Origin of the sequence: Mycobacterium sp. (assembly GCF_035697385.1) — a bacterium.
Taxonomy (GTDB): domain Bacteria; phylum Actinomycetota; class Actinomycetes; order Mycobacteriales; family Mycobacteriaceae; genus Mycobacterium.
Map to the genome: position 1 here is coordinate 1 of NZ_DASSCY010000091.1, position 24,551 is coordinate 24,551.

Genomic DNA, 24,551 nt, shown 5'->3' on the forward strand with positions numbered 1-24,551 from the left:
GCCGAGCCGCGTTCGACAATGCCGGTCTCGATGAACCAATGCGCACCTTGATCCAGAAGGTGACCTATCACGCCTCCAGCGTCACCGACGACGATGTCACCGCCGTCAGGGACGCGGGTCTCAGTGAGGATCAAGTCTTCGAGATCGTCGTGTGCGCCGCTGTCGGCCAGGCAAGCCGGCAATACGAGAACGCGCTTGCGGCGCTGGCCAGCGCACAGAGACAACAGGGTGCCGGATGAGGCTCGAAATCCTCGACAGGGGCCATCGCCTGCGCACCAAGGCCTTGCTCGGGCTGATTCGGCTGGTTTCGCGCCAGCCGGTGGTCGACGCCGTCAAGCTGGCGCTGTACCGCCAAGAGTTCTACGGCGGCGGACCTCTCACCCATGAGGCGATGCGCGGACCATCAGCCTGGTCGGTCGGCGATCGTGAGCTGATGGCGGCGTACGTCTCGAAGGTCAACGCGACCCCGTTCTGCATCGCCGCGCACTCGGCCACGTCGAGCCTCTGGTACGGCGATCACTCGAAGGTCGCCGCCACGCTCGACGATGTGGAGTCAGCACCGATCGACGAACCGCTGCGGGCAACGCTGCGCATGCTCGGCAAGCTCACGCGGGAGCACAACGTTGATCCCGACGACATCCGCGCGGTGCTGGCCGAAGGCGTTTCCCCCGAGCAGATCGAGGACGCCCTCGCCGTCTGCCTGGTCTTCAACATCACTGACCGGCTGGCCGATGCGTTCGACTTCAGCCTCGCCAGTCCGGCAGCGATGAACGCCGGCGCCCAGCACCTCCTGAAGCGCGGCTATCGATAGGCGCTCATTTGGTAGAGCGCCGCGGCCCGCCCCTAGCCCATTCGTCGTAGGGGCGCCGTCATGAATGCTTGAGTGCCTCGATCTCCAGCGTGATGGTGACCTTGTCGCCAAGGACGACGCCACCGGTCTCCAGCGGAAGGTCGCCGCCGACGCCGAAGTCCTTGCGGTTCAACACGACCGACGCCGCGAAACCGGCGACCTCACCGTGGCCCATGCCAGGGTTGGTGCCTGCGAACTCGAGCTCGAGGCTGACCGGCTTCGTCACACCCCTGAGCGTGAACTCACCGTCGAGGACATAGCTGTCGTCGTTGGCCCGCACGCCAGTGGATGTGAAGGTGGCAACCGGGTACTTCTCGACATCGAAGAAGTCCGCGGCCTTGACATGCGCATCTCGGTGCTCGTTGCCCGTGTTGATTGAGTCGACGGCGATCTCGGCGGTGACCGATGGGGTGCCGTCGTCCGCGACGACGATCGAGCCGCTGAAGTTGTCGAACCTGCCTCGTGCCTTACTCACCATGAGGTGACGTATCGAGAACTCGATCGACGAGTGAACCGGGTCGATGGCCCACGTTCCGGCAGGGAGCTGGGTGGTTCCGGTGGCTTCCGAGGTAGCAGTCATGCGCAGATCTCCTCACAGATTTCGGTGTTTCACGAGCGGCGCCCGCGTCTACACGGACAACCGGACCGTAGTCCGATTCATTCCTTGGCAGAGCGTACGCCTTCACCTGTACGACGAGACGCAGGGCCGAACTGTGAGGTGGACGCTCAGGGATGCCCGAGCGACCGCGATTGCACAGAGATCTCCGGCGTGCCGCCGTACAAACACGGTCGCTCGCGGAGAGTGTTATGCGGCGAGCGGGGCGTACGTGGTGGTGCGCTGGCGTGCCGGGCGGCCGATGCCTTCAGCGATGGCAGCCAGTTCTTCAACGGACTTCGCTGAGCCGAACTCCGAGCCGGCCATCCGCGAGATGGTCTCCTCCATCAGCGTCCCGCCCAGATCGTTGGCGCCGCCGTTGAGCATCACCTGTGTGCGCTCGACACCCAGCTTGACCCAGCTGGTCTGAATGTGAGAGATCCTGCCGTGCAACATGATCCGCGCCAGCGCGTGTACGGCGCGGTTATCGCGATGCGTCGGCCCCGGCCGAGCACCGCCTGCCAGGTACAACGGCGAACTCTGGTGCACGAACGGCAGCGGGACGAATTCGGTGAACCCACCCGTTCGATCCTGGATGTCGCGCAGCACCCGCAGATGACCGACCCAGTGGTGCGGCTGGTCGACGTGGCCGTACATCATGGTCGAGCTGGACCGCAGCCCGACCTCGTGCGCGGTGGTGACGACCTCGATCCACATCGACGTCGGCAGCTTGCCCTTCGTCAGAACCCAGCGCACCTCGTCATCGAGGATCTCGGCGGCCGTGCCAGGGATGGACCCAAGCCCGGCTTCGCACAACGAGATCAGCCACTCGCGAATACTCAAGCCGCTCTTGGTGACTCCGTTGGCGATCTCCATCGGGGAAAACGCATGCACGTGCATCGACGGCACACGCGCCTTGACCGCCCGCACCAGATCCGCATACCCCGTCACGGGCAGCTCCGGATCGATACCGCCCTGCATGCACACCTCTGTTGCGCCAGCGACGTGCGCTTCCCACGCCCGGTCGGCGACCTCGTCGGTCGACAGCGAGAACGCATCGGCGTCACCCTTGCGTTGCGCGAACGCACAGAACCGGCAGCCGGTGTAGCAGATGTTGGTGAAGTTGATGTTGCGGTTGACGACGAACGTCACGTCGTCACCGACGGCATCGCGGCGCAGCGAGTCAGCAAGCGCCGCAACGGCATCCATTGCCGGCCCGTCGGCGGTGGCCAACGCCAGGTACTGATCGTCGGTGAGGCCGGCAGGGTCGCGCTCGGCCGCGCGAAGCGCCGACAACACGTCGGTGTCAATCCGTTCGGGCGCGCGCGCCGCCAGCTCGTGCACCTTTTCGCGGATCGACTCCCAGTCGCCGAACGCGCTGCCCAGGTCGCTGCGGGTGTCGGTGAGCCGGCCCTCGGAATCGATCGCCGAATGCAAGTCGGTGCGGCCCAATGACTCGGTCGCCTCGTCGGGCTCCTGCCACGGCCGGCCCTGCGGATTGACGTCCAACGCAAAGCCGGTGTCGGGGTCGGCCAGCGCATCGACATGCCCACGCACCCGCGGGTCGATCCACGCCGCACCAGCCTGGACGTACTCCGGTTGCGCGGTCAGCCGCTGCACAAGGTCATAACCCGCCTCGGCGGTGACGTCGGACAGCTCGTCCAACGCCGGCCACGGCCGCTCCGGGTTGACGTGATCCGGCGTCAACGGCGACACCCCGCCCCAGTCGTCGACACCCGCGCCGATCAACGCCAGGCACTCGGCGCGCGACACCAGGTTCGGCGGCGCCTGGATGCGCATCTTCGGGCCCATCACCAGTCGGCTGACCGCCACCGTGGCCAGAAAATCCTCGAACCCGGCGTCGGGCACCGACGCCATCGCGGTGTGGTCCTTGGCCCGGAAGTTCTGCACGATCACTTCCTGAACGTGCCCGAACTCCTTGTGAGAGCGCCGAATTGCGTGAATGGTCTCGGCACGCTCGACAAGGGTCTCGCCGATACCGACAAGCAGGCCCGTCGTGAACGGAATGGACAACCGGCCCGCATCGGCCAACGTTCGCAGCCGAACCTCGGGATCCTTGTCGGGGCTGCCGTAATGCGCCAGACCCTTGGTCTCGAACAACCGCCGCGACGTGGTCTCGAGCATCATGCCCATCGACGGGGCGACCGGCTTGAGCCGCGAGAGCTCCGACCAGCTCATCACACCGGGATTCAGATGGGGCAGCAGGCCGGTCTCCTCGAGCACTCGGATCGCCATCGCCCGCACATAGTCAAGCGTCGAGTCATATCCACGCTCATCGAGCCACTGCTGCGCCTCGTCCCACCGCGCCTCGGGTCGGTCGCCGAGAGTGAAAAGGGCTTCCTTGCAGCCCAATTCGGCGCCCCGACGCGCTACGTCGAGGATCTCGTCGGGCTCCATGTACATGCCCGTGCCCTGCGCGCGCAGCCGGCCGGGCACCGTGACGAAGGTGCAGTAGTGGCACGTGTCGCGGCACAGATGGGTGACGGGAATGAACACCTTGCGTGAGTAGCTCACGGGAAGCCGGCCGTTGGCGCCGCGACGGCCCGACGATTCCAATCCCGCATCGCGCACCCGCACCGCACTGGCGCACAGATCGGCAAGATCGTCGCCGCGGGCGGTCATCGCGATGGCTGCTTCGTCGACGTTCAGCGCCACCCCGTCGCGCGCGCGCCGCAACACGCGTCGTAGGGCAGCAGGACTGGGCGCATCGGACTTCGGTGGTGCCACCGGGCTGGGAAGATCGGCGCCGCGCTGGGGGTTCAGAGCCACTCCCATGTAACCAAGGCGTCGTCGAGAATCATCCGCGCGTCTCACTATCTGAAACCAGTGCGCCTGACATATCGGCCACAGTAGTCCCAGCTGCCGGTGCGGTGTGCGCCCGTCGCCGGAGTCGGGGTCAGCTCGCCAGGTTCATGTGGCGCCACAGCACAAGGGCGGGCGGCAGCGAGCCCAGCACGATCAGCAGCAATGCCGCATACTCCATGATCCCGGTTCCTCCGAAAATGATGTCTTCGCCGGGCCCGCCGAGCGTCAGCACCGCGACTGTCAGCAGCCAGCCCCACAAGGGCAGGGCGGCGACCCGCGGGGCCGACGTCCATTGCAGCGCCGCCCATACCAACGCCGCGTTGATCAGGCCGCTCACCAGCGCGCTTATCGGAAATGGCACCGTCGCGATCCGGGCAGGGAGAAAGAAAGCCGCGGCTATCGCGCATAGAACGCCGTCGATCGCCAACAACGTCAAGACCACCACGCGCTGGCGGTCGGGGATGGGTGAGGACAGGGTCAGGTCGGGATGCTGTCGAGCACGCCGACGAGCGAACCGATCACCCACTGGAGGTTGTCAAACCGGTCCTGCCAATGCTGCAGGTTGGGATCAAGGTCCGGATCCATTGTCATCCCTTCCACGCGCCGATTGAGGCGGAGCTTACCGCGTCTTTTCCCGCTATCCCAGATCCAGACCCGCCAGAAGATCGGTTTCCCAACCGCGGGCGTCGCGCTCGCCTGCCGTGCCCGCAGCAAGGATGTAGTGCTCGATCGCGCCGATCGGCAACACGATGTTGTTCGACAGGGCGAAGAACCCACCGCTCGGGTCGACGGTGACCTGGGTTTCGTGGGCGCGCAGAGCCGCCACCTTCGCCGGCAGTTGTTCGTCGTCCTCGATCACGGCGTCAATCGCGTCGTCGGGATAGCCGAACGGCAGGTCGCCAGCCGTCACCCGGATCCATTCGGACGGCACGCCGGTGAGCGAGTCAAGGCCGGCAGCCAGCGCAGACTTCGCGACGACGGCCCAGTACAGCTTCGGCACCGTCCACGCTTGTCCGGGATAGTCGGCGCCAGCCGATGCCGCAACGGCTGCGGTCGTCACCTCGTGGGTGTGGATGTGATCCGGATGGCCGTAGCCGCCGTTGGGGTCGTAGGTGACGACGACGTGCGGGCGCAGGTCACGAATGATGGCCACCAGCGCGCCAACGGATTCGTGCGGATCGGCGTCGACGAATCTCTGGCGGTGCCGCGGCGGTGTGCCGTCCATCCCGGAGTCCCGCCAACGCCCCGCGCCACCCAGGTAGATCGGCTCGTCGATCCCCAGCGCGTTCAGTGCAACGGTCAGCTCGCCGATCCGGTAGCCGCCCAGCTGATCGGCTTGGTCGACGGCAAGGTGTGCCCACTTCTCACCGATGACCTCGCCCTCCTCGCCCAGCGTGCACGTGACGACCTGCACCTGCGCGCCGCGGGCGACGTAGTGCGCGATGGTCGCGCCCGTCGTGAGGGTCTCGTCGTCGGGATGTGCGTGTACGAAGAGCAGTCGCGGGGTTTCCATTCGCACCAGCTTGCCCGTTGGCTCGCCTAGATTCACGTGGGTGACGCGGCGCACCGTTGAGTTCGGCTGCGCGATCGTCATCATCGGCTTGCTGGCCGGTGTCGCTGGCGCCGCAACGACCCTGCTGCTGCACGGCATCGAACACCTCACCTATCACTACTCATTCGGCACGCTGCTGACCGGCGTGGGCGACAGCAGCCCCGTGCGGCGTGCCGTCGGCCCGATGATCGGCGGCGCACTGGCCGGGTTCGGGTGGTGGATGCTTCGGCGGCGCACCGAGGTTCCACCGTTAGCCGCGACGATCGCGAGCCACCGGCCGATCCCCCGGCTGGCCATGTCTATCGACGCCGCCCTTCAGGTGCTGCTCGTCGGGTCGGGTGCTTCACTCGGCCGTGAAGGTGCGCCGCGCCAATTAGCCGCTGCGACAGGTGATTTCGGCACCAGTCGGCTGGCGCTGACGGCCCGCGACCGCGAGATCCTGCTGGCCTGTGCGGCCGGTGCGGGACTTGGCGCGGTGTACAGCGTGCCGCTCGGCGGCGCGTTGTTCGCCGCCCGGATTCTGCTTGGCACCTGGCATCCGCGCGCGGTCGGTGCGGCACTGATCACGTCGAGCCTCGCGGTGGCGGTGGCCTCCCCCGTGACCCACCTCGAGCACGCGCTCACGTGGCCGGACGCCAAGTTGTCGTACCTGTTCGCGTTCTTGGCACTGGCCATCGCGCCGCTCGCCCTGGCGGTGGGCCTGGCGTTCGACCGCGTGATGGCCACCGCCCGCCCGAAGGTCCAATTCAAGTCGTGGGTGCTCATTCCGACGATCGCGGCCGCCGGGTTGCTCACCGGCATCTGCTCCATCTGGTGGCCAGAGTTGCCCGGCAACGGCAGGAGCATCCTGACGGTGAGCGTGAACAGCGGTCTGACGCTTGGCGCGGCGGCGGTCATCTTGCTGCTGAAGCCGCTTCTGACCGCGCTATTCCTGCGCGCAGGTGCCGTCGGCGGCATGCTGACGCCGGCCCTGGCCACCGGGGCAGCCGCGGGATCTGCTGTCGCGCTTGCCCTTAATCACCTGTCGGGCACTGATATTCACGTGGCGGCGGTCTCCTTGACATGCGCCGCAGGCGTGCTGGCGATCACGCAGCGGGCACCGGCGTTCGCGGCGCTGTTCGTCTGGGAGCTGGCGCATCCGCCGTGGTGGCTGCTGCTGGTGTTCGCCCTCGCCGCGTACGCCGCGCACGGTTTGCGAGTCCTTCGCGAGCAGCACGCAAAGGCTACTGAGGAGCCTTGACCCACATGCCGGCATCGCCGACGATGCCGACCGGCACGGCACCGGACAGGCTGACGTTCTGCACGCTGGGGCCGGCCGCGACGATCGTGGTGTCCTGCAGGATCGGCAGCACGGTGGACATGTTCCAGAGCCGGGGTTCGACTGCGGTGATGACGTCGCTGATGTTCTCCGTACCGTTCAGCGCCGCCTCGATCTTCGGCTGAATACTGCGGTCGCAGATACCGGTGATATTGCTTGGCGCCTGGACGAGTTCGCCGGACTCGGGCGCAGGGCTGGGGGTGGTCGGCGTGGCGGTGGTGGTCGGCCGCGGCGGCGCAGGCGGATTGCTGGGCCTCGGCGACGGAGTCGGCGACTCTGCGGTGGTGGTGGACACCGCCGTCGCCTCGAGAGCCCGGCAGCCGTAGCGCGACGCCAAGGCAGTCGCGAGGTCGCCACCGGCCTCATGCCAGCCGACGACGGCGTCGACGCGGTTGTTGGTCAACGCGTCGCCGTAGAGCGCGGGCGGATCCAGCGCCGACACCGAGGCGCTGATGCCGACATTGCGCAGTTGGTCGGCGGCAGTGTTGGCGACGGCCACCGACGTCGGATCATTGGCCGCCACACCGATCACCAGCGATAGCGGAACGCCGCCCTTGGTGATGAGCCCGCGATTGTTCTCCGGCACGGGAGTGCCCGGTGTCGGCGCAGGGCTCGTCTCTACCGGCTCGACCTGATAGCCCGAGTCGCCCAACAATGCGAGCGCGTCTTGTTTCGTCAACGCCGGTGGCGCGGTGGGCACGTAACCCGGATCCGACGGGGAACGCACCTGCGCCTGGGCGAGCGTCACCGTGTTGTCGTCACCGGCGCCAACCGAGGCCAGCAGGTCGACGTCGAGCAGGCCCAGAATCGCTTTGCGCACTTGGGTATCCGCGAGTGCGGGCTGCTGGGCTCGCAGGGTCAGCTGCATGACGCGGGGGGTGACGATGCGCGCGGTCCGGACATCGGGGATCGCGGACAGTTGCGCGAACGCGGCGGCGCCGCCGTGCACCTGCGCTACCTGCGTGTCGCCGTTGCGGATCGAGTCGGCCAGCGCTGCCGTCGCGCCGCCGCGGCGCAACAGCACCAGATCGGGCTTGGCAGGCGCGCTCCAGTACCGGTCGTTGCGGGCCAGCAGGATCTCGTCGCGCTGCGGATCGATGGTCTCGACACGGAACTGGCCGCCGGTGACTGGCAGCGCGCGCACCAACCCCGCCGCGAAACCGCCGGGCACGTCCTTGACGATGTGGGCGGGCAGGATGTTGTTGAACAGTTCGCGCCACGCCGGATACGGCTGCGAGAACGTCACCACCGCGACCTTGCCGCCCTCGACAGACTGCACGCCGGTGATCAGGTCGTAGCCCGCCGGATCCACCACACCGGGCTGGCTGACCATCTGTCGCCACAGGTACCAGAAGTCGTCGGCGCCGATCGGGGCATTGTCGGTCCACTGCGCCTCGGGGCGGATCTTGTAGGTGACAGTGAACGGCTCCTCGCTGGTGACCTCTGCCGATTCCAGCAGCGTGGGGTCGAGCTCCCAGCGCGATCCCGTCGGCGACTTCGGGTCAGGAACCGGCCGGAACGAGCTGGGCAGCACCAGCGAACTGATGGCAGCGTTGACCGGGGACTGGTCGGACAGCAGATGCGGGTTGAAGCCGGGGCCGATCGAGTCGATGGCCATGATGATCTGCGTTGCGCGCGGCGGCGGTGGTGTCGTCGTCTCCGTGGTGTCGGTGCTCTGCGGGGCGGGCGGCGGGCTGACGGTGCACGCGGCCCCGACCAACAACGCGGAGGTCAGCGCGCCGGCAACGGCGCTGACGCGTCGTAGGGTCGTCGGCACGTCCTTCAGGGTATCGGCCGGGCTAGCCGCGGGCCTTGGCGCGAGAGCGGCTGCGGCCCCGGGTGGTGGCGTCCAGTTCGACCTTGCGCACGCGGACCATCTCGGGCGTCACCTCGACGCACTCGTCTTCGGCGCAGAACTCCATCGCCTGCTCGAGGCCCAGCTCCAGCGGACGGGCCAACGTCTCCATGACATCGGCGGTCGATGACCGCATGTTCGTCAGCTTCTTCTCGCGGGTGACGTTGACGTCGAGGTCCTCTGCACGCGGGTTGATGCCGACGACCTGGCCCTCGTAGGTGTCGTCGCCGGGTTCGACGAAGAACTGTCCACGGTCGGACAGCTGGATCATGGCGAACGGCGTGATCGAGCCGGAGCGGTCCGACACCAGCGACCCGGTGTGGCGGGCCCGGATCTCGCCAGCCCATGGCCGGTAGCCGTCGAACACCGCGTTGGCGATGCCGGTGCCACGGGTCAGCGTCAGGAAGTCCGTCCTGAAGCCGATCAGCCCACGGCTGGGCACGATGAAGTCCATCCGGACCCAGCCAGCGGCGTGGTTCGTCATCTCCTCCATGCGGCCCTTGCGGGCGGCCATCAGCTGCGTGATGGCGCCGACGAACTCCTCGGGGCAGTCGATGGTCATCGCCTCGAACGGCTCGTGCAGCTTCCCGTCGATCGTGCGGGTGACCACCTGCGGTTTGCCGACGGTCAGCTCGAAACCCTCGCGGCGCATCTGCTCGACGAGCACGGCAAGCGCGAGCTCGCCGCGGCCCTGCACCTCCCAGGCGTCGGGGCGGTCGATGTCGACCACCCGGATCGACACGTTGCCGACCAATTCCTGGTCCAGCCGGGACTTGACCATCCGCGCAGTCAGCTTGTGGCCGGAGACCTTGCCGGCCAGCGGCGAGGTGTTGGTTCCGATCGTCACGGAGATCGCGGGCTCGTCGACGGTGATCCGCGGCAGCGCGTGCGCGTGGTCGGGGTCGGCGAGCGTGTCACCGATCATGATCTCGGGCATGCCGGCTACGGCAACGATGTCGCCGGCGATGGCCTCGTCGGTGGGCCGGCGGTCGACCCCTTCGGTGGCCAGTAGCTCGGTGATCTTGGCGCTGGTGATGACGGGAAGCCCGTCGACCTCACGCATCCACGCCACCTGTTGGCCCTTGCGCAGACGGCCGTTGTAGATCCGGATCAAGGCGAGGCGGCCGAGGAAGGCCGACGCATCGAGGTTGGTGACCAGGGCCTGCAGCGGCGCCTCGGGGTCGCCGGTCGGAGCAGGGATGTGCTCGAGCAAGACATCGAAAAGCGCGTCGAGATTCTCGCCCACGGGGACATCGCCGTTGGCAGGCTCGACGGTGCTGGCCACGCCGGCCCGTCCCGATGCGTAGAGCGTGGGCAGGCCGAGTGCCGCCTCGGCGGCCTTCTGAGCCTCGTCGTCGAGGTCGGAGGCGACGTCGAGGAGCAGGTCGTGGCTGTCGCTGACAACCTCGGCGATGCGGGCGTCGGGCCGGTCGGTTTTGTTGACGACGAGGATTACCGGCAGGTGCGCGGCCAGTGCCTTGCGCAACACGAACCGGGTCTGCGGCAGCGGCCCTTCGGAGGCGTCGACCAGCAGCAACACGCCATCGACCATGGACAGCCCGCGCTCGACTTCACCGCCGAAGTCGGCGTGACCTGGGGTGTCGATGACGTTGATGACCGTGACCGTGCCATCCCCGTTGTGACGATGCACCGCGGTGTTCTTGGCCAGGATCGTGATGCCCTTTTCCTTCTCGAGGTCACCGGAGTCCATGATGCGTTCGGTGGAGTCGTCGCCGCGGTGTGTCAGGGCACCGGACTGCCGCAGCATCGCGTCGACCAGGGTCGTCTTGCCATGGTCAACGTGCGCCACGATGGCGACGTTGCGGAAAAGGGGCTGGACATCCACGTCGCACAGTGTGGCAGTCTGGCGGGTCGATTACGAAAACGAGAGATCTAGGCCACTTGAAGTCCAGCAAGCTACTCGACCTCAAACCGAAGAAGAAGTGCTGCCGCAGCAAGCCCCGCTGCAAGCGCTGTCCGGTGGTGGTGCACCACGTCCGCAAGGCGGAACGCAACGGAATCCACGGCAAGGATCTGGTCAAGGTGTTCAAGCGGGCCAGGCAGGCGCGTTAGTTCGCCAGCCAGGAACCTCACAGCTTCCGCGCGTAGCGTCGCCACCGCCTGTCAAAGGCGGTTTGGAGGTTGTCACTCATGACAGTCGAAGAGGTTTTCACCATCGGTGTGATCGCTGTTTTGGCGGCCGCCGCGACGGCGGCGATCTACGTCGGCCTGCTCAACTGGATGGGCGCCTTTTATGTAGTCCGGTGCGCGGCGTGTCACCACCTGACATTCTCGTCGGCGAATCAGGCGCAGGAGTCGTGCGCGCACTGCCGTCACCCGGTGTTGATGCATCCGATCTACGCGCTGCAGCACTCCGGTGTGCCGGTGGTCGACGACCAGATGCGCTACTGAGATCGCGGCCGTGACTCGGTCACGGCTACGGGTATGACAGCAGCAGCATCACCCGACCATCGGTCGACGGCTCGGGGAACGAGCCTTCGTCGAACCCGTAGTACTCCTCCTGGTCGTCGGTGATGGAGTCGATCACCTTGCCCTGAGCCTTGATATCGCCGTCGCGCACGTCGTCCATCACACCGACGAAATCGGGCACCGACAGCGATTCGGCGAGCAGCAGCGCCTCACCGCCGGACGGAAGGTCAACCAGCACACCGGCACCCGAGAAGTTGTTGCCGCCGCGCCCCGTACCTCGCGGTGCCCAGTACACCGGCTCGGACGCCACGTCGCCTTCGACGCGACGGTACTCACCGGCATACTCGGTGTCCTCGACGGTGACGACGGGCAGCGCGGCGATCTTCCGGTCTTCTTGCCAGAACATCCAGCCCAACGGGATACCGACGATCGCATAGATCATCACCATCAACATCAGAACCGGCTTCCATGCGATTTCCCACCCGAGCTTGCGCTGCGACGTGCCCTTGTCGGCGACCTGTGCGTCGAGCTGGCGGCGGCCGAATCGGAAGACGTACCAGGCCAATACGCGCGCCAGCGCCATCAGCGCCAGGATGATCAACCCGACGACGCCCGCCACCCGCCAGTAGAAGGTGCTGTCTCCTTGGTTGGTCGTCATCGCCACCATCACGGCCGGGATCGGCGCGGTGAGAAGCAGCAGCAGTGAGTACGACGGGTGGCTGCTGAGGTAGTCGTAGTGCGTGGTCCATGCGCGGTTGCCGGCCATCACCGTGTAGTCGCCCACGTCGGCCTTGATCATCGGTGTCCACGACCCGCGCACCACCCGCGGCCGGATAAGGCTGCGGAAGAAGAAGAAACCGCAAACCAGCGAGACCACTAACGCACCCCAGAACACGCCGGGCATCGACTCGCCCGTGCCCGGCACGCCGAAAGCGCCTCGGATGTCGATGATCTTGGCGATGAAAAACATCAGTGGCACGGCGAAGAACAGCTCGATCAGCCAAATCTGAATCAGTTGCGGGATCCGCGATCCGATCCGGTCGAATGCCAGCACACCCCGCCAGATGAACCGCAGCACACGCATAGACGGGAAGAATAATGTGTGCCCGGTCGTCAAGGGGCAAACACGAGGCGAACGCCTACGGGTAGCGCATGTAGATGCGTTCGCGGAATCCCTTGAGCGTGCCGAACCTTTCCTTCTTGCTGTCGATGTCGGCGAACCCGATCTTGCGGTAGCAGTCGCGCGCTGCGGTGTTGACGTCGGTGACTTCCAGCACGTAATCGGTGTAGGGAGTTTGGGCGATGACCCCCTCGACCAGGCTGGTGGCGATGCCCTGCCGTCGCGCCTTATCGGAGACGGCGACGAACTCGATGTAGCCCGTCGTGGGTGGATAGTCGAGGCGAGACATGAACTCGGGCACCACGCTTCGTGCGGTGACAGTCCCGCGCAGGAGGCCGAGATGACGTCGGAGTTCGGCGGCGCTGACGCACATCGCCCTGCCGGTGCAATCCGTGCACGCGATCGTGCCGACAATCTCGCCGCCACGGTCAGCCACGAAGAACCGGTCGATCTGCACCGCGTGGTCGAGGGCTCGCGCCGCCTTATCGAGATCTCTTGTTACGGTTGAGAATTCGCGTCGGTATGCGTAGGCGATAACGCTGGCGATGGCGGCGCGGTCTGTCTCGTCAGCTTTGCGCACGGCCACGGCGCTCAGCGCTTGCGTGAGCTCCGGCAGCCACGCGCGGTCGGCGGGTACCCATGGCAGGCGCTCCAGCTCGTCGGCGGTCACCCAGCGCAGCGCACGATGATCGTTGGGGTGCAGCGTGCCGCCGGTCTGCGTGACGCGGTAGGCGCGCAGCGTCGTCGTCGCATTCAGAGCGACGTCGGCACCGATGCGGGGGCCGACCGACACCGAGACGCCGAGCTCTTCCTGCAGCTCGCGAGCCAGCGCGATCGCGTCACTCTCCCCCGCCGCGACCTTCCCGCCGGGCAGCTCCCACAGCCCCGCCAACTCGGGCGGACGATTCCGCTGCGCCACCAACAGCGACGGGCCCGAGATCAGCGCACCCGCGACGACGATCTGGTTTGGCATCCCGGCGACGGTATACCGTCGAGATATGGCTGTGTTATCGGACGAACAAGTAGACGCCGCACTGCCCGACCTTCCCGGCTGGGAGCGCGCCGACGGCGCCCTGCGCCGCTCGATCAAATTTCCCGCCTTCCTCGACGGCATCGACGCGGTGCGTCGGGTGGCCGAAAAAGCCGAGGAAGCCGACCATCATCCTGACATCGATATCCGCTGGCGGACAGTGACTTTCGCGTTGGTCACTCATTCGGCCGGTGGGATAACGGAGAACGATCTGAAGATGGCGCGGGAGATAAACCAGATCGTCGACGGCTAGTGGCGATCCACGCCAGTGTCGCCAGCGTCGCGACGATGTAGACCAGGCCGGCCCATGCCAGGTACCACGGCCGACTGATCTCCCAGATGGTCGGCTGGGCGAAGCTCAGCAGCCACGGCGGACCGACGACCGCCAAGCCGAGCCACCCCCAGCCCAGAATCCGCGCGCCGAGGCGCTTTCGCAGCGGTCCGTGCAACAGCCAGATCATCAGCGGGATCAGCCACACCCAGTGATGGGTCCACGAGATCGGTGACAGCAGCAGCCCGAACAGCTGCACGACGACGATTCCGCCCAGCCTGTCGTCGGCACCACCGATCGCGCGCCACGCCAGCACCGCCAGCACCGCGGTGACGGCGATCCCGGCCAGCACCAGCGGTCCGTAACCCGCGTCGTGGCCCAGAATGCGCGAGATGCCGCCGCGCCAGGATTGATTGAACGACGTCCCGATCGGGCCGACCCGGTCCGCGTCGCCGAGCAGTTCGGTGAAGTAGTAACGGGTTTGGTCACCGACCACCAGTGCCGACACCGCGACCGTGCCGAAGAACACCACCGCTGAGAACGCCGCGACGCCCCACCGCCGCGCTCCGACGAAGTACAGCCCCGAGACCGCAGGCGTCAGCTTCACTCCGGCCGCAAGCCCCACCAGTAGCCCCGACAGCCACCATCGCGTGCTGTAGACCGCGTACAACACCGCCAGCACGAGCAGCACGTTGATCTGTCCGTAGTCGAAGGTGCTCCGCAGCGGTTCGAGCCAGATACCGACGGCGGTCCACAGCATCGCGATGCGCCGATCGCCTACACCGTTTCCGGGTAACAGCCGCTGGCTGATCCGCACCACCCCGTAGAGCGCGGCGAAGATACCGATCTGCCAGGCGAACGCCACAAGCCCGAACGGCAGCAGGTGCAGCGGATAGAACACCACGGCCGCGAACGGCGGATACGTGAATGGCAGTGGGAAATCCGGCGTCTGGTCGGCGTAGACGTAGTCGTAGAGCGTGCCCGGTTGATCCAATGCCCCCGCCCCGCCGACGTACACGTGCAGGTCGACGAAATTGGCGCCGTTGGGCACAAGGTACGTCCACGCGAGACGCGCCGCGATACTCAGCGCCAGCAGTACCGGCGCCACGACCGCCAAAGCGGGCGTGCGCGAGGCAGTCGGTGCGGCGGCGGGCGAGGCCGTTTCTCTGTCAATCCGCACGACTCTAGCGAGCGGTCTCCGTAAGCCGTCGCATCCGTAACGTTTGAATAACCGCCACACGTGTCACTTGAGTAACACCAGTAACAAGCTAGCTTCGGGCTCAGGCCTGTCTACAAAGTGATTGGGAGAACCATGCACAGCACCAGGAAAATGTTCGCGACCACGATGTTCGCCGCCGCGGGGGCGATCTCGGCTGCGCTGGCGCTGAGCGCCACTGCCGCCGCCGAACCCGCGCCAGTTCCGCCGGCCCCGGCCGTGCCCGGGCTGCCGTTCCTCCAACAACTTGCGTCCAACCCGGCCGCGGCGACCCAGCTCATGCAGGGCCTCACCTCCATGCTGGGCACTGCTCAGTCGGCCACTGCCGCGCCGGCAGCAGCCGCACCGGCGGCAGCCCCGCCCGCCGCGACCGCTTCGGTGACGCTCCCGCAGCCTCCGGCCACGTTGCCGGGCGCCGCCGCACCGGTCAACACACCCGCGGCCCCCGCCGCCAGTGCACCGAACCTGATCCCCTCGGGCCAGATGAATTTGCCTAGCGTCCCTGGCCTTCCGGTGCCACTGCCGCAATCGGTTTCGTTCCCCGGCGACCTCGCATCACTGATGCCGGTCGGTACCCCGCTGGCCAACCTGGCACCGGCACCGGCATCGACGCCTGCGGCAGCACCCGCGGCGGCACCTGCGGGCGCGGCTCCGGCAGCGCCTGCGGCCCCCGCTGCGGGCCTGGCACCGGTGCTGATTCCGCTGTCCGCGCTGCCCTGACGGTCGGCCTGACCATCAACCACCACGACCACGCATATGGGGGAGCAATGTCATCGACCAGGACGATGATCGGTAAGGCCGCTATTGCGGTCGGCTCGTCGGCCGCGCTGCTGTTCAGCGGCGTGGCCGGCGTGGCCAACGCAGAGCCGGCACCAGTTCCAATCGATGGCCTGCAGGCGCCGGGCCTTTCGGCCGTGCAGGGCATCGGTCCGGTCATTCAGCAGGCGGCCGCCGATCCGAACAATGCGGCCTCGATGCTGATGGCCGCCGCCGCGGTGTTCGCCGGAGACGCTGCGGCGCCGCCCGATTCGCGAAATGTGGCGACGGCGGTCAACCAGTTCGTCGCGCACAATCCTGCTCCCGGCGCGGTGCCGGGAGCCGAGGCGCACCTGCCTGCCGGCGTGAACCCGGCGAACGCCGTCGGGCCCGTGCCGGAGGCAGCACCCGCGGCCGCACCGGCACCCGATGCAGCTCCCGTCGCGGCTCCGGTACCCGGAGCTGCGCCCGGTCCGGCGTTCGGCCCTGACGCCCCGACGACTCAGGACTTCCTGTATCCGTCGATCAGCAACGGCTGCTTGAAGGACGGCGGCAATGTCTTGGCGACGGCGATTTCAGTCGCCGGGCCCGCGACGATTCCCGCGCCAGGTCCGGTTGCAGGCCAGACCGCCTACGTGTTCACCGCGATCGGCACGCCGGGTCCAGCGGCCGAGCAGAAGCTGCCGCTGAACGTCACGTGGGTCAATCTGACCACCGGCAAGTCGGGTAGCGCCACGCTGAAGCCGCGGTCGGACATCAACCCGGAGGGCCCGACGACGTTGACCGCGATCGTCGATACCGGCTCGGGCAGCATCATGTCGACGATCTTCGGCCAGGTCACCACGACCGAAAAGCAGTGCCAGTTCATGCCGACCATCGGCTCGACGGTCGTTCCGTAGCAGTTCCTCTCCGCGAGCGACCGTGTCTGTACGCCGACGCGCCGTGAAATCACGTACAAACGCGGTCGCTCGTGAAGAGATCAGTAGGCCATGAAGAGGATGGCGTCGCGGTCGTACTCGCGGCCGGGGTGCTTCTCGGACAGGTGAGCCTGGGCCTTCTCGACCAAGTCTTCCTCGTTTTCGCCGGTGATCGCCTCGCCGCAGGGGCAGTTGAGATGAGTCTTCATATCTTCACAATTGCATAGGTCTGATGATGGTGATCATGGATCTCTACGACGTGATGCGCACGACGGCCGCTGTCCGCCAGTTCACCGACGATCCGCTGCCCGATCAGGTGCTGATGCGGATCCTTGACAACGCCCGGTTTGCGCCCAGCGGCGGCAACCGCCAAGGCAATCGTGTGGTGATCGTGCGCGACCCGCAGACTCGTGAGGCGCTGATGGAGTTGACCGTTCCGGGCGCGCAGCGCTATGTCGCTCAGCTCCGCAACGGCGAGGGGCCATGGAATCCGTTGCAGCCGTGCGGTGTTGACGCAGAGACCATCGCCGCCACCGAAGTTCCCCCCGCATTGCCGCTGCGCGAGGCCGCGGTGGTGCTGGTGATCTGCGTCGACCTCAGCGTCGTTGCGGCGTTTGACCAGGACCTCGACCGCGTCGGGCTCATCGCCGGCGCCTCGGTGTACCCGTTCGTCTGGAACATCCTGCTGGCCGCGCGCAACGAAGGGTATGGCGGCGCACTCACCACAGCGGTGGTGGCACAGGAGCCACGCGCGAAGGAACTGCTCGGCATACCCGAGGGCTATGCGATCGCGGCCGTGCTGCCGCTTGGCAAACCGGTCCGCCAACTGACCAAGCTCAAACGCAAGCCGGTCGCCGAGATCGCCACCGACGAACGGTTCGACGGGCAACCCCTCGGCGATTAGCCCGCAAATTCCGCTGGCGTGTCTCTACCGCAGATCGCCTGCGCCGTGAGACCTTAAAGTTTGTGACCGTCACGCTGGGTTACGCCACAGCCAGCAACGGCGAGCAGAACCTCGAACGGCAGCTCGCCGCACTGGCCGCTGCCGGAGTGGACCAGCGCCGGATCTTCACCGACAAGCTGTCCGGCTCCGCCGACAAGGTGAGGGCCGGCCTGCACGCCATGCTGAGCTATGCCCGCTCCGGTGACACGGTCATCGTCGTCGCGCTCGACCGGCTGGGACGTTCAGTCGCCGAGGTGACACAGACCGTCGCTGACCTGACCGAACGCGGAATCACGCTGCGCGCCTTGAAAGAGGGTCTGGACACCGCAACGGCGACGGGGCGCCATGTGGCCGCGATTTTGTCGACTCTCGCCGAGCTTGACCTCGAGCCCGGCCACCAACACCACTAGGCCTTGGCGGCCTTCGCTGCTGCTTTCGCCTGCTTCTTGAACGAGCGCACCTTCTCCAGCGACCCAGGGTCGACGACATCGGCCACCGACATGAACGAACCGGCCTTGCCGTAGTCACCCGCCGCTTCTCGCCAGCCCTTCGGCGTCACCCCGTACTGCTTGCCCAGCAGCGCGAGGAAGATCTTCGCCTTCTGCTCGCCGAACCCCGGCAACCCCTTGATGCGACGCAGCACCTCCGGACCGTCAGGGTCGCCTGCTGTCCACAGCGCCGCTGCGTTGCCGTCGTAGTCGTCGACGACGATCTGAGCCAGCGCCTGGATCCGCTTGGCCATCGACCCCGGAAACCGGTGCACCGCTGGCGTTTTCGAGCACAGCGCGGCAAACTTCTCCGGGTCGTAGTCGGCGATCTCGGCAGCGTCGACGCCACCGATGCGGTCGGCGATCTTCTTCGGCCCGGCGAACGCCGCCTCCATCGGGTACTGCTGGTCGAGCAGCATGCCGACCAGCAGCGCGAAGGGATTGGACTCCAGCAACGCGTCGGCCGCCGGATCTTGGACTAGCTGCAGTTTCGCCACCTCGCCAGTTTAAGGTGGCCCCAACCTGGTGAGGTGAGATGTCGGGCGAGCTCGCGATAGCGCTGGCAGCGTTGTTCCTGGCGGCAGTGGCCGCCGCGGTCATCGCGGTGCGCACCCGCCGCGTCGTGGCCACCCCGACCGAACGCGCGGTGCACGCCGCGCTGCACACCGCCTCTCTGGCGGCGCGGGCGCTGCGCCACGGACTGGACACCGACTCCGCGCAGACGTCGGCGCCCTTCCTCCGCAGCCTGACCGGAACGGACGGCGTCGCCCTGTTCGACGGTGACGGGCGGCTGCTGGCCCAGGACCCGCCCGAGGAACCGATCTGGGAACAGGAGGTCAACGACGCATGCGAGCACGCCGCGCGCGACGCCATCTCCGGCCAGCGCCGGGTGCTCACCCACGTCAAGTCGTCCGCCGTCGTGGCCCAGCCGCTGCTCACCGAGAACAGCGATGCGCTCGGCGTCCTGGTGGTGGTAACCACCCGCTCACCTGCACCGGGCATGCTCGGCGCCGTCGGCGAGGTCGCCCGCTACGCCGCCAGCCAGATCGAACTGGCCGAGCTGGACGCCTCACGCGCGCGCCTCGACCGCGCCGAGGTTCTCGCGCTACGAGCCCAGATCAGCCCGCACTTCATCTACAACGCGCTCAACACCATCGCCTCGTTTGTGCGCACCGATCCTGACCGCGCCCGCGAACTCATCCTCGAGTTCGCCGACTTCACCCGATACTCGTTCCGCGCTGCTGGCCAGTACACGACGCTGGCCGAGGAGCTGCGCAACATCGACCGCTACCTCAACCTCGAGCGCGCCCGGTTCGGCGCTGCGCTGACGGTCCGCCTCCAGGTGGCACCGGAGGTGCTCAACGTCGTCGTGCCGTTCCTTGCGCTGCAGCCGCTGGTGGAAAACGCGGTGCGGCACGGATTCGCTGGCAAGGCCGGCGGATCAGTCGAGATCATCGCCCGCGACGAGGGTTCCGACTGCGTGATCACCGTCGAGGACGACGGCGTCGGAATGGATCCCGAGACGCTGCGATCCGGGCCGGGAGATGCCCTTGGCACTGACGGGTCGGCAGGCACCGGCAACTCGGCTCACGTCGGGCTGACCAATGTCGACCATCGTCTGCGAGCCGCGTTCGGCAACGACTACGGTCTGGTGGTCGAAACGGCGATCGGTGCGGGCACAAAGGTCGTGATGCGGGTGCCCAAGTTCCGGTCGGGCGTTCGGGCAAGCGGAGGAGCGTACGGGTGAGCAAGTCCCTCTCGGTGCTCGCGGTCGACGACGAGGCGCCCGCGCTTGACGAGTTGGCGTATCTGCTCGATCAGCACCCCGATATCGGCGAGGTGTACCGCGCCGGCGACTCCACCTCCGCGCTTCGCGAACTCAACGGCCGAACCATCGACGCGATCTTCCTCGACATCAACATGCCCGGCCTTTCGGGCATCGAGCTGGCAGGCGTGCTCGCCAACTTCTCGAACCGGCCAGTGATCGTGTTCGTCACGGCCCACGACGACAAGGCGGTCGCCGCGTTCGACGTCGGCGCCATCGACTACTTGCTCAAACCCATCCGGCAGGACCGCTTAGACGAAGCGGTGCGACGGGTGATGGCGGCGCGTTCGGCCGAACCCGCCGAGGCCGCAGCCGATGTCGACGACTCCGACGTCATCCCCGCCGAGCTCGGCGGCGTCACCCACCTGGTGCCACGGGACAGCATCGGCTGGGTGGAGGCCGAGGGCGATTACGCCCGGCTGCACTCCGCGTCGGGCTCACATCTCGTACGGATTCCATTGAGCACACTCGAAACCCGTTGGCGTGACCGGGGATTCCAACGAGTACACCGGTCATATCTGGTTGCGCTGCGACTTGTCACGGGGCTGCGAACGAGCGAAGGCGCGGTGCTGGTGCGGCTGCGCGCGAACGGCGCTTCCCCCGCCGTGGAGCTGCCGGTGAGCCGGCGCCAGGCGCGCGAGCTGCGCGACAGGGTGGTCCGCGACCCGATGCGCAACCTGAGGCCCGATGACTAGCGGCGAGCGGCCGCAGCGCGAACGCGTCGTGCTGGCTCACCGCCGCGGGGCGCGCATGGTGCGCACCCGCGTCGAGGTCCAGGAACAAACACAGGTCGGCGACGCCCTTGTGCGCGGTCTGGTCCGCGCGCAGCTCGGGTTGGCGTTGCGGTTGGCCGCGGTCGTGGTCGGTATCGTCGGCGCAATTCCGTTGCTCAACGCGGCCTTTCCCGACCTGGGTGCCCTCACCCTGTTCGGCATCCGGCTCAACTGGTTGGTGCTGGCGGTGCTGGTGTATCCGCTGCTCTATGGCGTCGGGCGGCTGTATGTGCGGCTGGCCGAACAGGGCGAGCGTGACTTCGTCGGCGTGGTTGAGAGCGAGCCATGACCGGTTCACCGTTGACGGCGGCTGCGCTGCTCGCGGCGGCGGTGGCCACCGTCGCGATCGGCACGTATGGAGTCCGGCTGTCCCGCACCACATCCGACTTCCTCGTCGCCTCCCGCACTGTCGGTCCCCAGTGGAACGCCGCCGCCATTTCCGGCGAATACCTCTCGGCCGCATCGTTTCTCGGCGTCGCTGGGCTGATAGCCAAGTACGGCGCCGACGCGTTGTGGTATCCGGTCGGCTTCACCGCAGGCTATCTGGGCCTGCTGTTGTTCGTCGCCGCGCCGCTGCGCCGCTCGGGCGCCTACACCGTTCCCGACTTCGCGGAGTTCCGCCTTGGCTCGGCGCGGCTGCGCAAGGTCGCGATGCTCGTCGTGGTGGTGATCTGTGTGTACTACCTGGTGCCGCAGTACCAGGGCGCCGGGCTGGCACTGAAAACCCTTCTCGGCGTTCCGGTTTGGATCGGCCCGCTGGTGGTCGGCGGCATCGTCATCACCAACGTCGTCGCGGGCGGCATGCGGTCGATCACGTTCGTGCAGGCCTTCCAGTACTGGCTGAAGCTGACCGCGATCGCCATCCCCGCATTCGCGTTGCTCGGACTGTTCTTCGCTGATCGCGGCGAGCTGGGCGGCTCGTTGCCGCCGACGGTGAAGCAGCACACCACCGTCGCGATCGAGACCGACGTGGTGGTCCAGGTCGTCGAACCGGCCGGCATCACCGTGACGGGCACGCTCGACGGCCGGCGCCTCGACGCGGCGCCGATTCCGTCGGTGGGCGAACACACCCTCGGCGCGGGCTCGACACTGACCTTGGCCGCCGGTGCGGCCACACCCGTCGTCGCGGGCACGCCGAGCGCCGGTACGGATTGGATCTCCTCGGGCCGAGGGCTCGGCGGCGGCCATCCGCTCTATCAGGTGCTGTCGATCATCGTCGCAACCTTCTTGGGCACCATGGGGTTACCGCATGTGCTGGTGCGCTTTTACACCAACCCCGACGGGCGCGCGGCGCGACGCACTGCGCTGGCGGTGATCGCCCTGCTGTCGCTGTTCTACTTGTTCCCAACGCTGTTGGGCGCGTTCGCCCGGCTGTACGTACCACAACTGCTGATCACCGGCACCGCCGACGCGGCCGTCCTGCTTGCGCCGGGCGCGGCCATCGGCGGGCCCGCCGGGCAACTGCTCGCGGCGCTGGTCGCGGCGGGCGCCATTGCGGCGTTCCTGGCAACGTCGTCCGGCCTGTTGGTCAGCATCGCTGGCGCGCTGTCCACCGATGTGTTGCGGGGTCGGGTCCGTGACTTCCGGGTCGCCGCGGTGGTCGGCGGGCTGATCCCGATCCCCCTGTCGTTGGCCACCTCGGGATTGGAGCTGTCGCGCAGCGTCGGCCTGGCCTTCGCTGTCGCCGCATCGACGCTGTGTCCGCTGCTGGTGCTCGGCATCTGGTGGCGTGGGCTGACGGCCGTCGGCGCCGCATGCGGCCTCGTGGTTGGCGGGCTGCTGTCGGGCACGGCCGTCATCGTGGCCGTCGCCGGCGGGATCGACGACGACGTGCTGGGCGGCTGGCCCGCCGTGATGATCGGCTACCCCGCCGCGATCAGTGTGCCGATCGCCTTCGCGACGATGATCGTGATCAGCCGCCTGACCCGCGCCGCGGTGCCAGGAGACGTCGCGCAGATCTTCGCCCGCATGCACGTGCCCGAGCGCCTTGGCATGGGCATCGAGCGGGTGCCGCGCGGCGGCTAGGCCGATCCCGAGGCGCAACCGCTCACCGTTCGTCGCCGCCGAGCGACCGTTCACCGCATCGGCGCTGGGCTTCACCGTGTCAACGCCATACGCAGTGGGTATGTGACTTGAGTCTCAACTACCTTCGCCGCAGAGCCGGTTCACAGTCGAGGTCAGGAGTCACCGTGCCCGAGACCCAATATCCACCCCCCCAGGCGCCAAGCGGCACCCAATTCCAAGAGATCCAGAACAGTCCCGAGTTCCAGGAGCTTCGAAGCCGGTTGCGCCGCTTCGTCTTCCCGATGAGCGCGGTGTTCCTGCTGTGGTACTTCGCCTACGTGATGCTTGGCGCGTTCGCCCACGACTTCATGGCCATCAAGGTGTGGGGCGATATCAACGTCGGCCTGCTGATCGGCCTCGGCCAGTTCCTGACCACGTTCATCATCACCGCGATCTACGTCCGGTGGGCCAACCGTGAGCTCGATCCCCATGCCGATGCGATTCGGTCCAAGTTCGAAGGCGGTGCGGCATGACCGTCAACATCCTTGCCGCAGAAGGCGGCACAGTCGGCAATCCCGTCGCCAACATCGGCATATTCTTGCTGTTCGTCGCCGTCACGCTCACGATCGTGATCCGCGCCAGCAAGAAGAACGCCACCGCAGCCGAGTTCTTCACCGCGGGCCGCTCGTTCACCGGCCCGCAGAATGGCATCGCGATATCCGGTGACTACCTGTCGGCGGCAAGCTTCCTCGGCATCGCCGGCGCCATCGCCGTGTACGGATACGACGGCTTCCTCTACTCGATCGGCTTCCTGGTCGCTTGGCTGGTCGCCCTGCTCCTTGTGGCCGAATTGCTCCGCAACGCAGGCAAATTCACCATGGCCGACGTGCTGAGCTTCCGCCTGAAACAACGGCCGGTACGGATGGCCGCCGCGACCACCACGCTGGCCGTATGCCTGTTCTACCTGCTCGCGCAGATGGCAGGCGCGGGCGGGTTGGTGGCCCTGCTACTCAACGTCACCAGCGACATCGGGCAAGCCCTGGTGATTGCCGTCGTCGGCCTGCTGATGATCCTCTACGTGCTGATCGGCGGGATGAAGGGCACCACCTGGGTGCAGATCATCAAGGCGGTCCTGCTCATCGGCGGCGCCGCATTGATGACGGTGATGGTGCTGGTCAAGTTCGGGGTGAACTTCTCCGAGATCCTCGGCGCGGCCCAGACCGCGGTGTCGGGTTCCTCCAACGAAGCGGTCGCCGGCCGTGACGTCCTGGCTCCCGGGGCGCAGTACGGCGCTTCGCTGACGTCGCAGATCAACTTCATATCGCTGGCGCTGGCCCTCGTGCTCGGCACGGCCGGTTTGCCGCACGTGCTGATGCGCTTCTACACGGTGCCGACCGCCAAAGAAGCCCGGCGCTCGGTGGTGTGGGCGATCGCCCTGATCGGCGCGTTCTACCTGTTCACCCTGGTTCTGGGCTACGGGGCGGCAGCCTTGGTGGGACCCGACCGGATCCTGAGCGCAGCGGGCGGCGTCAACTCGGCGGCCCCGTTGCTGGCCTTCGAGCTCGGCGGCGTGATCCTGCTCGGCGTCATCTCCGCGGTCGCGTTCGCGACCATCCTCGCGGTGGTGGCGGGGCTGACGATCACCGCGAGCAGCAGCGTGCCGCCGAGCTCGAAGGCCAGCAGCGGCGCGGCCGAGTTGGCCCCACCCGGCGCCTTCTTGATCACGTCCGGGCCGACCAGCGCGCCGGCGCCGTACCCGAGCACCAGGGTGAACAGGTAGAA

General features: G+C 67.2%; 26 protein-coding genes and 2 pseudogenes. 16 read left to right on the top strand and 12 right to left on the bottom strand.

The features are described 5' to 3' along the window. The coding region (locus VFH65_RS08135) for a hypothetical protein (protein WP_353320639.1) at positions 1-239 on the top strand (239 nt) is incomplete at its 5' end. Beyond that, a complete protein-coding gene (locus tag VFH65_RS08140; RefSeq protein ID WP_353320640.1) occupies positions 236-811 on the top strand; it encodes a carboxymuconolactone decarboxylase family protein in 576 nt (191 codons plus the stop codon). The genes VFH65_RS08135 and VFH65_RS08140, both read left to right, overlap by 4 nt. Before the next feature lie 58 nt (positions 812-869). Here the strand turns inward: VFH65_RS08140 and VFH65_RS08145 are convergent, their stop codons facing one another. From VFH65_RS08145 to mshB, 4 genes are all read right to left on the bottom strand, one after another. Next, the gene (locus VFH65_RS08145; RefSeq protein WP_353320641.1) at positions 870-1,430 is read right to left on the bottom strand and encodes a YceI family protein; all 561 of its coding nucleotides are present in this window, start codon (positions 1,428-1,430) and stop codon (positions 870-872) included. A gap of 225 nt (positions 1,431-1,655) precedes the next feature. Beyond that, positions 1,656-4,241, bottom strand: a complete 2,586-nt coding sequence (locus tag VFH65_RS08150; RefSeq protein ID WP_353320642.1) for a bifunctional FO biosynthesis protein CofGH — start codon at positions 4,239-4,241, stop codon at positions 1,656-1,658. 121 nt (positions 4,242-4,362) lie between these two features. After that, a complete protein-coding gene (locus tag VFH65_RS08155; protein ID WP_414688380.1) occupies positions 4,363-4,797 on the bottom strand; it encodes a DUF6113 family protein in 435 nt (144 codons plus the stop codon). Positions 4,798-4,908: 111 nt separating this feature from the next. Next, the gene (mshB, locus tag VFH65_RS08160) at positions 4,909-5,784 is read right to left on the bottom strand and encodes an N-acetyl-1-D-myo-inositol-2-amino-2-deoxy-alpha-D-glucopyranoside deacetylase (RefSeq protein WP_414688381.1); all 876 of its coding nucleotides are present in this window, start codon (positions 5,782-5,784) and stop codon (positions 4,909-4,911) included. A 40-nt stretch (positions 5,785-5,824) separates the two neighbouring features. Between mshB and VFH65_RS08165 the strand changes: the two genes are divergently transcribed. Further along, the gene (locus tag VFH65_RS08165) at positions 5,825-7,063 is read left to right on the top strand and encodes a chloride channel protein (RefSeq protein WP_353320643.1); all 1,239 of its coding nucleotides are present in this window, start codon (positions 5,825-5,827) and stop codon (positions 7,061-7,063) included. On the opposite strand, the gene VFH65_RS08170 is transcribed toward VFH65_RS08165, so the two are convergent. After that, positions 7,047-8,918 (bottom strand): ABC transporter family substrate-binding protein, encoded by a 1,872-nt coding sequence (locus VFH65_RS08170; RefSeq protein WP_353320644.1) that lies wholly within the window; start codon positions 8,916-8,918, stop codon positions 7,047-7,049. The two genes, VFH65_RS08165 and VFH65_RS08170, sit on opposite strands and share 17 nt — an antisense overlap. A gap of 22 nt (positions 8,919-8,940) precedes the next feature. Beyond that, positions 8,941-10,842, bottom strand: coding sequence for a translational GTPase TypA (gene typA / locus VFH65_RS08175; protein ID WP_353320645.1), 1,902 nt, complete (start codon positions 10,840-10,842; stop codon positions 8,941-8,943). 56 nt (positions 10,843-10,898) lie between these two features. Between typA and VFH65_RS08180 the strand changes: the two genes are divergently transcribed. Then, positions 10,899-11,069 carry a hypothetical protein gene (locus tag VFH65_RS08180; protein ID WP_353320646.1) on the top strand — a complete coding sequence of 57 codons (171 nt, stop codon included), beginning with the start codon at positions 10,899-10,901 and terminating at the stop codon, positions 11,067-11,069. Positions 11,070-11,147: 78 nt separating this feature from the next. Next, the gene (locus tag VFH65_RS08185) at positions 11,148-11,408 is read left to right on the top strand and encodes a hypothetical protein (RefSeq protein ID WP_353320647.1); all 261 of its coding nucleotides are present in this window, start codon (positions 11,148-11,150) and stop codon (positions 11,406-11,408) included. Between the two features lie 25 nt (positions 11,409-11,433). On the opposite strand, the gene VFH65_RS08190 is transcribed toward VFH65_RS08185, so the two are convergent. The 3 genes and pseudogenes from VFH65_RS08190 to VFH65_RS08200 all read right to left on the bottom strand — a co-directional run. Then, on the bottom strand, positions 11,434-12,510 hold the full coding sequence (locus VFH65_RS08190) for a hypothetical protein (protein ID WP_353320648.1): 1,077 nt from the start codon (positions 12,508-12,510) through the stop codon (positions 11,434-11,436). Between the two features lie 55 nt (positions 12,511-12,565). After that, positions 12,566-13,132 (bottom strand): GNAT family N-acetyltransferase, encoded by a 567-nt coding sequence (locus VFH65_RS08195; RefSeq protein ID WP_353320664.1) that lies wholly within the window; start codon positions 13,130-13,132, stop codon positions 12,566-12,568. A 3-nt stretch (positions 13,133-13,135) separates the two neighbouring features. Further along, a pseudogene (locus VFH65_RS08200) lies at positions 13,136-13,519 on the bottom strand ((deoxy)nucleoside triphosphate pyrophosphohydrolase); the annotation flags it as partial. Between the two features lie 25 nt (positions 13,520-13,544). Here VFH65_RS08200 and VFH65_RS08205 point away from each other — a divergent pair. Further along, positions 13,545-13,829 carry a 4a-hydroxytetrahydrobiopterin dehydratase gene (locus VFH65_RS08205; RefSeq protein ID WP_353320649.1) on the top strand — a complete coding sequence of 95 codons (285 nt, stop codon included), beginning with the start codon at positions 13,545-13,547 and terminating at the stop codon, positions 13,827-13,829. Here VFH65_RS08205 and VFH65_RS08210 read toward each other — a convergent pair. Further along, positions 13,753-15,021, bottom strand: coding sequence for a mannosyltransferase (locus VFH65_RS08210; RefSeq protein ID WP_414688382.1), 1,269 nt, complete (start codon positions 15,019-15,021; stop codon positions 13,753-13,755). The genes VFH65_RS08205 and VFH65_RS08210 overlap by 77 nt on opposite strands. Before the next feature lie 138 nt (positions 15,022-15,159). On the opposite strand from VFH65_RS08210, the gene VFH65_RS08215 reads away from it, so the two are divergent. Further along, positions 15,160-15,783 carry a hypothetical protein gene (locus VFH65_RS08215; RefSeq protein WP_353320651.1) on the top strand — a complete coding sequence of 208 codons (624 nt, stop codon included), beginning with the start codon at positions 15,160-15,162 and terminating at the stop codon, positions 15,781-15,783. 47 nt (positions 15,784-15,830) lie between these two features. Beyond that, positions 15,831-16,718 (top strand): hypothetical protein, encoded by an 888-nt coding sequence (locus tag VFH65_RS08220; RefSeq protein ID WP_353320652.1) that lies wholly within the window; start codon positions 15,831-15,833, stop codon positions 16,716-16,718. An 80-nt stretch (positions 16,719-16,798) separates the two neighbouring features. On the opposite strand, the gene VFH65_RS08225 is transcribed toward VFH65_RS08220, so the two are convergent. After that, positions 16,799-16,945, bottom strand: coding sequence for a DUF1059 domain-containing protein (locus VFH65_RS08225; RefSeq protein ID WP_353320653.1), 147 nt, complete (start codon positions 16,943-16,945; stop codon positions 16,799-16,801). A 35-nt stretch (positions 16,946-16,980) separates the two neighbouring features. Between VFH65_RS08225 and VFH65_RS08230 the strand changes: the two genes are divergently transcribed. Further along, positions 16,981-17,640, top strand: coding sequence for a nitroreductase family protein (locus tag VFH65_RS08230; RefSeq protein ID WP_353320654.1), 660 nt, complete (start codon positions 16,981-16,983; stop codon positions 17,638-17,640). Between the two features lie 62 nt (positions 17,641-17,702). Beyond that, positions 17,703-18,089, top strand: a complete 387-nt coding sequence (locus VFH65_RS08235; protein ID WP_353320655.1) for a recombinase family protein — start codon at positions 17,703-17,705, stop codon at positions 18,087-18,089. On the opposite strand, the gene VFH65_RS08240 is transcribed toward VFH65_RS08235, so the two are convergent. Further along, the gene (locus tag VFH65_RS08240) at positions 18,086-18,664 is read right to left on the bottom strand and encodes an HhH-GPD-type base excision DNA repair protein (RefSeq protein WP_353320656.1); all 579 of its coding nucleotides are present in this window, start codon (positions 18,662-18,664) and stop codon (positions 18,086-18,088) included. The genes VFH65_RS08235 and VFH65_RS08240 overlap by 4 nt on opposite strands. A 38-nt stretch (positions 18,665-18,702) precedes the next feature. Here VFH65_RS08240 and VFH65_RS08245 point away from each other — a divergent pair, with 38 nt between their 5' ends. The 6 genes and pseudogenes from VFH65_RS08245 to VFH65_RS08270 all read left to right on the top strand — a co-directional run. Continuing rightward, positions 18,703-19,914: a sensor histidine kinase gene (locus VFH65_RS08245; protein WP_353320657.1), complete on the top strand. Its 1,212-nt coding sequence runs from the start codon at positions 18,703-18,705 to the stop codon at positions 19,912-19,914. Then, the gene (locus VFH65_RS08250) at positions 19,911-20,687 is read left to right on the top strand and encodes a LytR/AlgR family response regulator transcription factor (RefSeq protein ID WP_353320658.1); all 777 of its coding nucleotides are present in this window, start codon (positions 19,911-19,913) and stop codon (positions 20,685-20,687) included. Before VFH65_RS08245 ends, VFH65_RS08250 begins: the two co-directional genes overlap by 4 nt. Next, positions 20,680-21,054 carry a hypothetical protein gene (locus VFH65_RS08255; RefSeq protein ID WP_353320659.1) on the top strand — a complete coding sequence of 125 codons (375 nt, stop codon included), beginning with the start codon at positions 20,680-20,682 and terminating at the stop codon, positions 21,052-21,054. Before VFH65_RS08250 ends, VFH65_RS08255 begins: the two co-directional genes overlap by 8 nt. Beyond that, the gene (locus VFH65_RS08260) at positions 21,051-22,790 is read left to right on the top strand and encodes a cation acetate symporter (protein WP_353320660.1); all 1,740 of its coding nucleotides are present in this window, start codon (positions 21,051-21,053) and stop codon (positions 22,788-22,790) included. The genes VFH65_RS08255 and VFH65_RS08260 overlap by 4 nt, the downstream gene beginning before the upstream one ends. A 164-nt stretch (positions 22,791-22,954) precedes the next feature. Next, positions 22,955-23,302 (top strand): DUF485 domain-containing protein, encoded by a 348-nt coding sequence (locus VFH65_RS08265; RefSeq protein WP_353320661.1) that lies wholly within the window; start codon positions 22,955-22,957, stop codon positions 23,300-23,302. Further along, positions 23,299-24,426 (top strand): annotated as a pseudogene (locus tag VFH65_RS08270) (solute symporter family protein); the annotation flags it as partial. The gene VFH65_RS08265 and the pseudogene VFH65_RS08270, both read left to right, overlap by 4 nt. Positions 24,427-24,551: the final 125 nt, after the last annotated feature.

Bases quoted from the DNA above. Each gene is read 5' to 3' on its own strand.
- VFH65_RS08140 (WP_353320640.1), top strand. From the start codon at position 236: ATGAGGCTCGAAATCCTCGACAGGGGCCATCGCCTGCGCACCAAGGCC.
- VFH65_RS08145 (WP_353320641.1), bottom strand. From the start codon at position 1,430: ATGACTGCTACCTCGGAAGCCACCGGAACCACCCAGCTCCCTGCCGGA.
- VFH65_RS08150 (WP_353320642.1), bottom strand. From the start codon at position 4,241: ATGGGAGTGGCTCTGAACCCCCAGCGCGGCGCCGATCTTCCCAGCCCG.
- mshB (WP_414688381.1), bottom strand. From the start codon at position 5,784: ATGGAAACCCCGCGACTGCTCTTCGTACACGCACATCCCGACGACGAG.
- VFH65_RS08185 (WP_353320647.1), top strand. From the start codon at position 11,148: ATGACAGTCGAAGAGGTTTTCACCATCGGTGTGATCGCTGTTTTGGCG.
- VFH65_RS08190 (WP_353320648.1), bottom strand. From the start codon at position 12,510: ATGCGTGTGCTGCGGTTCATCTGGCGGGGTGTGCTGGCATTCGACCGG.
- VFH65_RS08205 (WP_353320649.1), top strand. From the start codon at position 13,545: ATGGCTGTGTTATCGGACGAACAAGTAGACGCCGCACTGCCCGACCTT.
- VFH65_RS08215 (WP_353320651.1), top strand. From the start codon at position 15,160: ATGCACAGCACCAGGAAAATGTTCGCGACCACGATGTTCGCCGCCGCG.
- VFH65_RS08220 (WP_353320652.1), top strand. From the start codon at position 15,831: ATGTCATCGACCAGGACGATGATCGGTAAGGCCGCTATTGCGGTCGGC.
- VFH65_RS08225 (WP_353320653.1), bottom strand. From the start codon at position 16,945: ATGAAGACTCATCTCAACTGCCCCTGCGGCGAGGCGATCACCGGCGAA.
- VFH65_RS08230 (WP_353320654.1), top strand. From the start codon at position 16,981: ATGGATCTCTACGACGTGATGCGCACGACGGCCGCTGTCCGCCAGTTC.
- VFH65_RS08245 (WP_353320657.1), top strand. From the start codon at position 18,703: ATGTCGGGCGAGCTCGCGATAGCGCTGGCAGCGTTGTTCCTGGCGGCA.
- VFH65_RS08255 (WP_353320659.1), top strand. From the start codon at position 20,680: ATGACTAGCGGCGAGCGGCCGCAGCGCGAACGCGTCGTGCTGGCTCAC.
- VFH65_RS08260 (WP_353320660.1), top strand. From the start codon at position 21,051: ATGACCGGTTCACCGTTGACGGCGGCTGCGCTGCTCGCGGCGGCGGTG.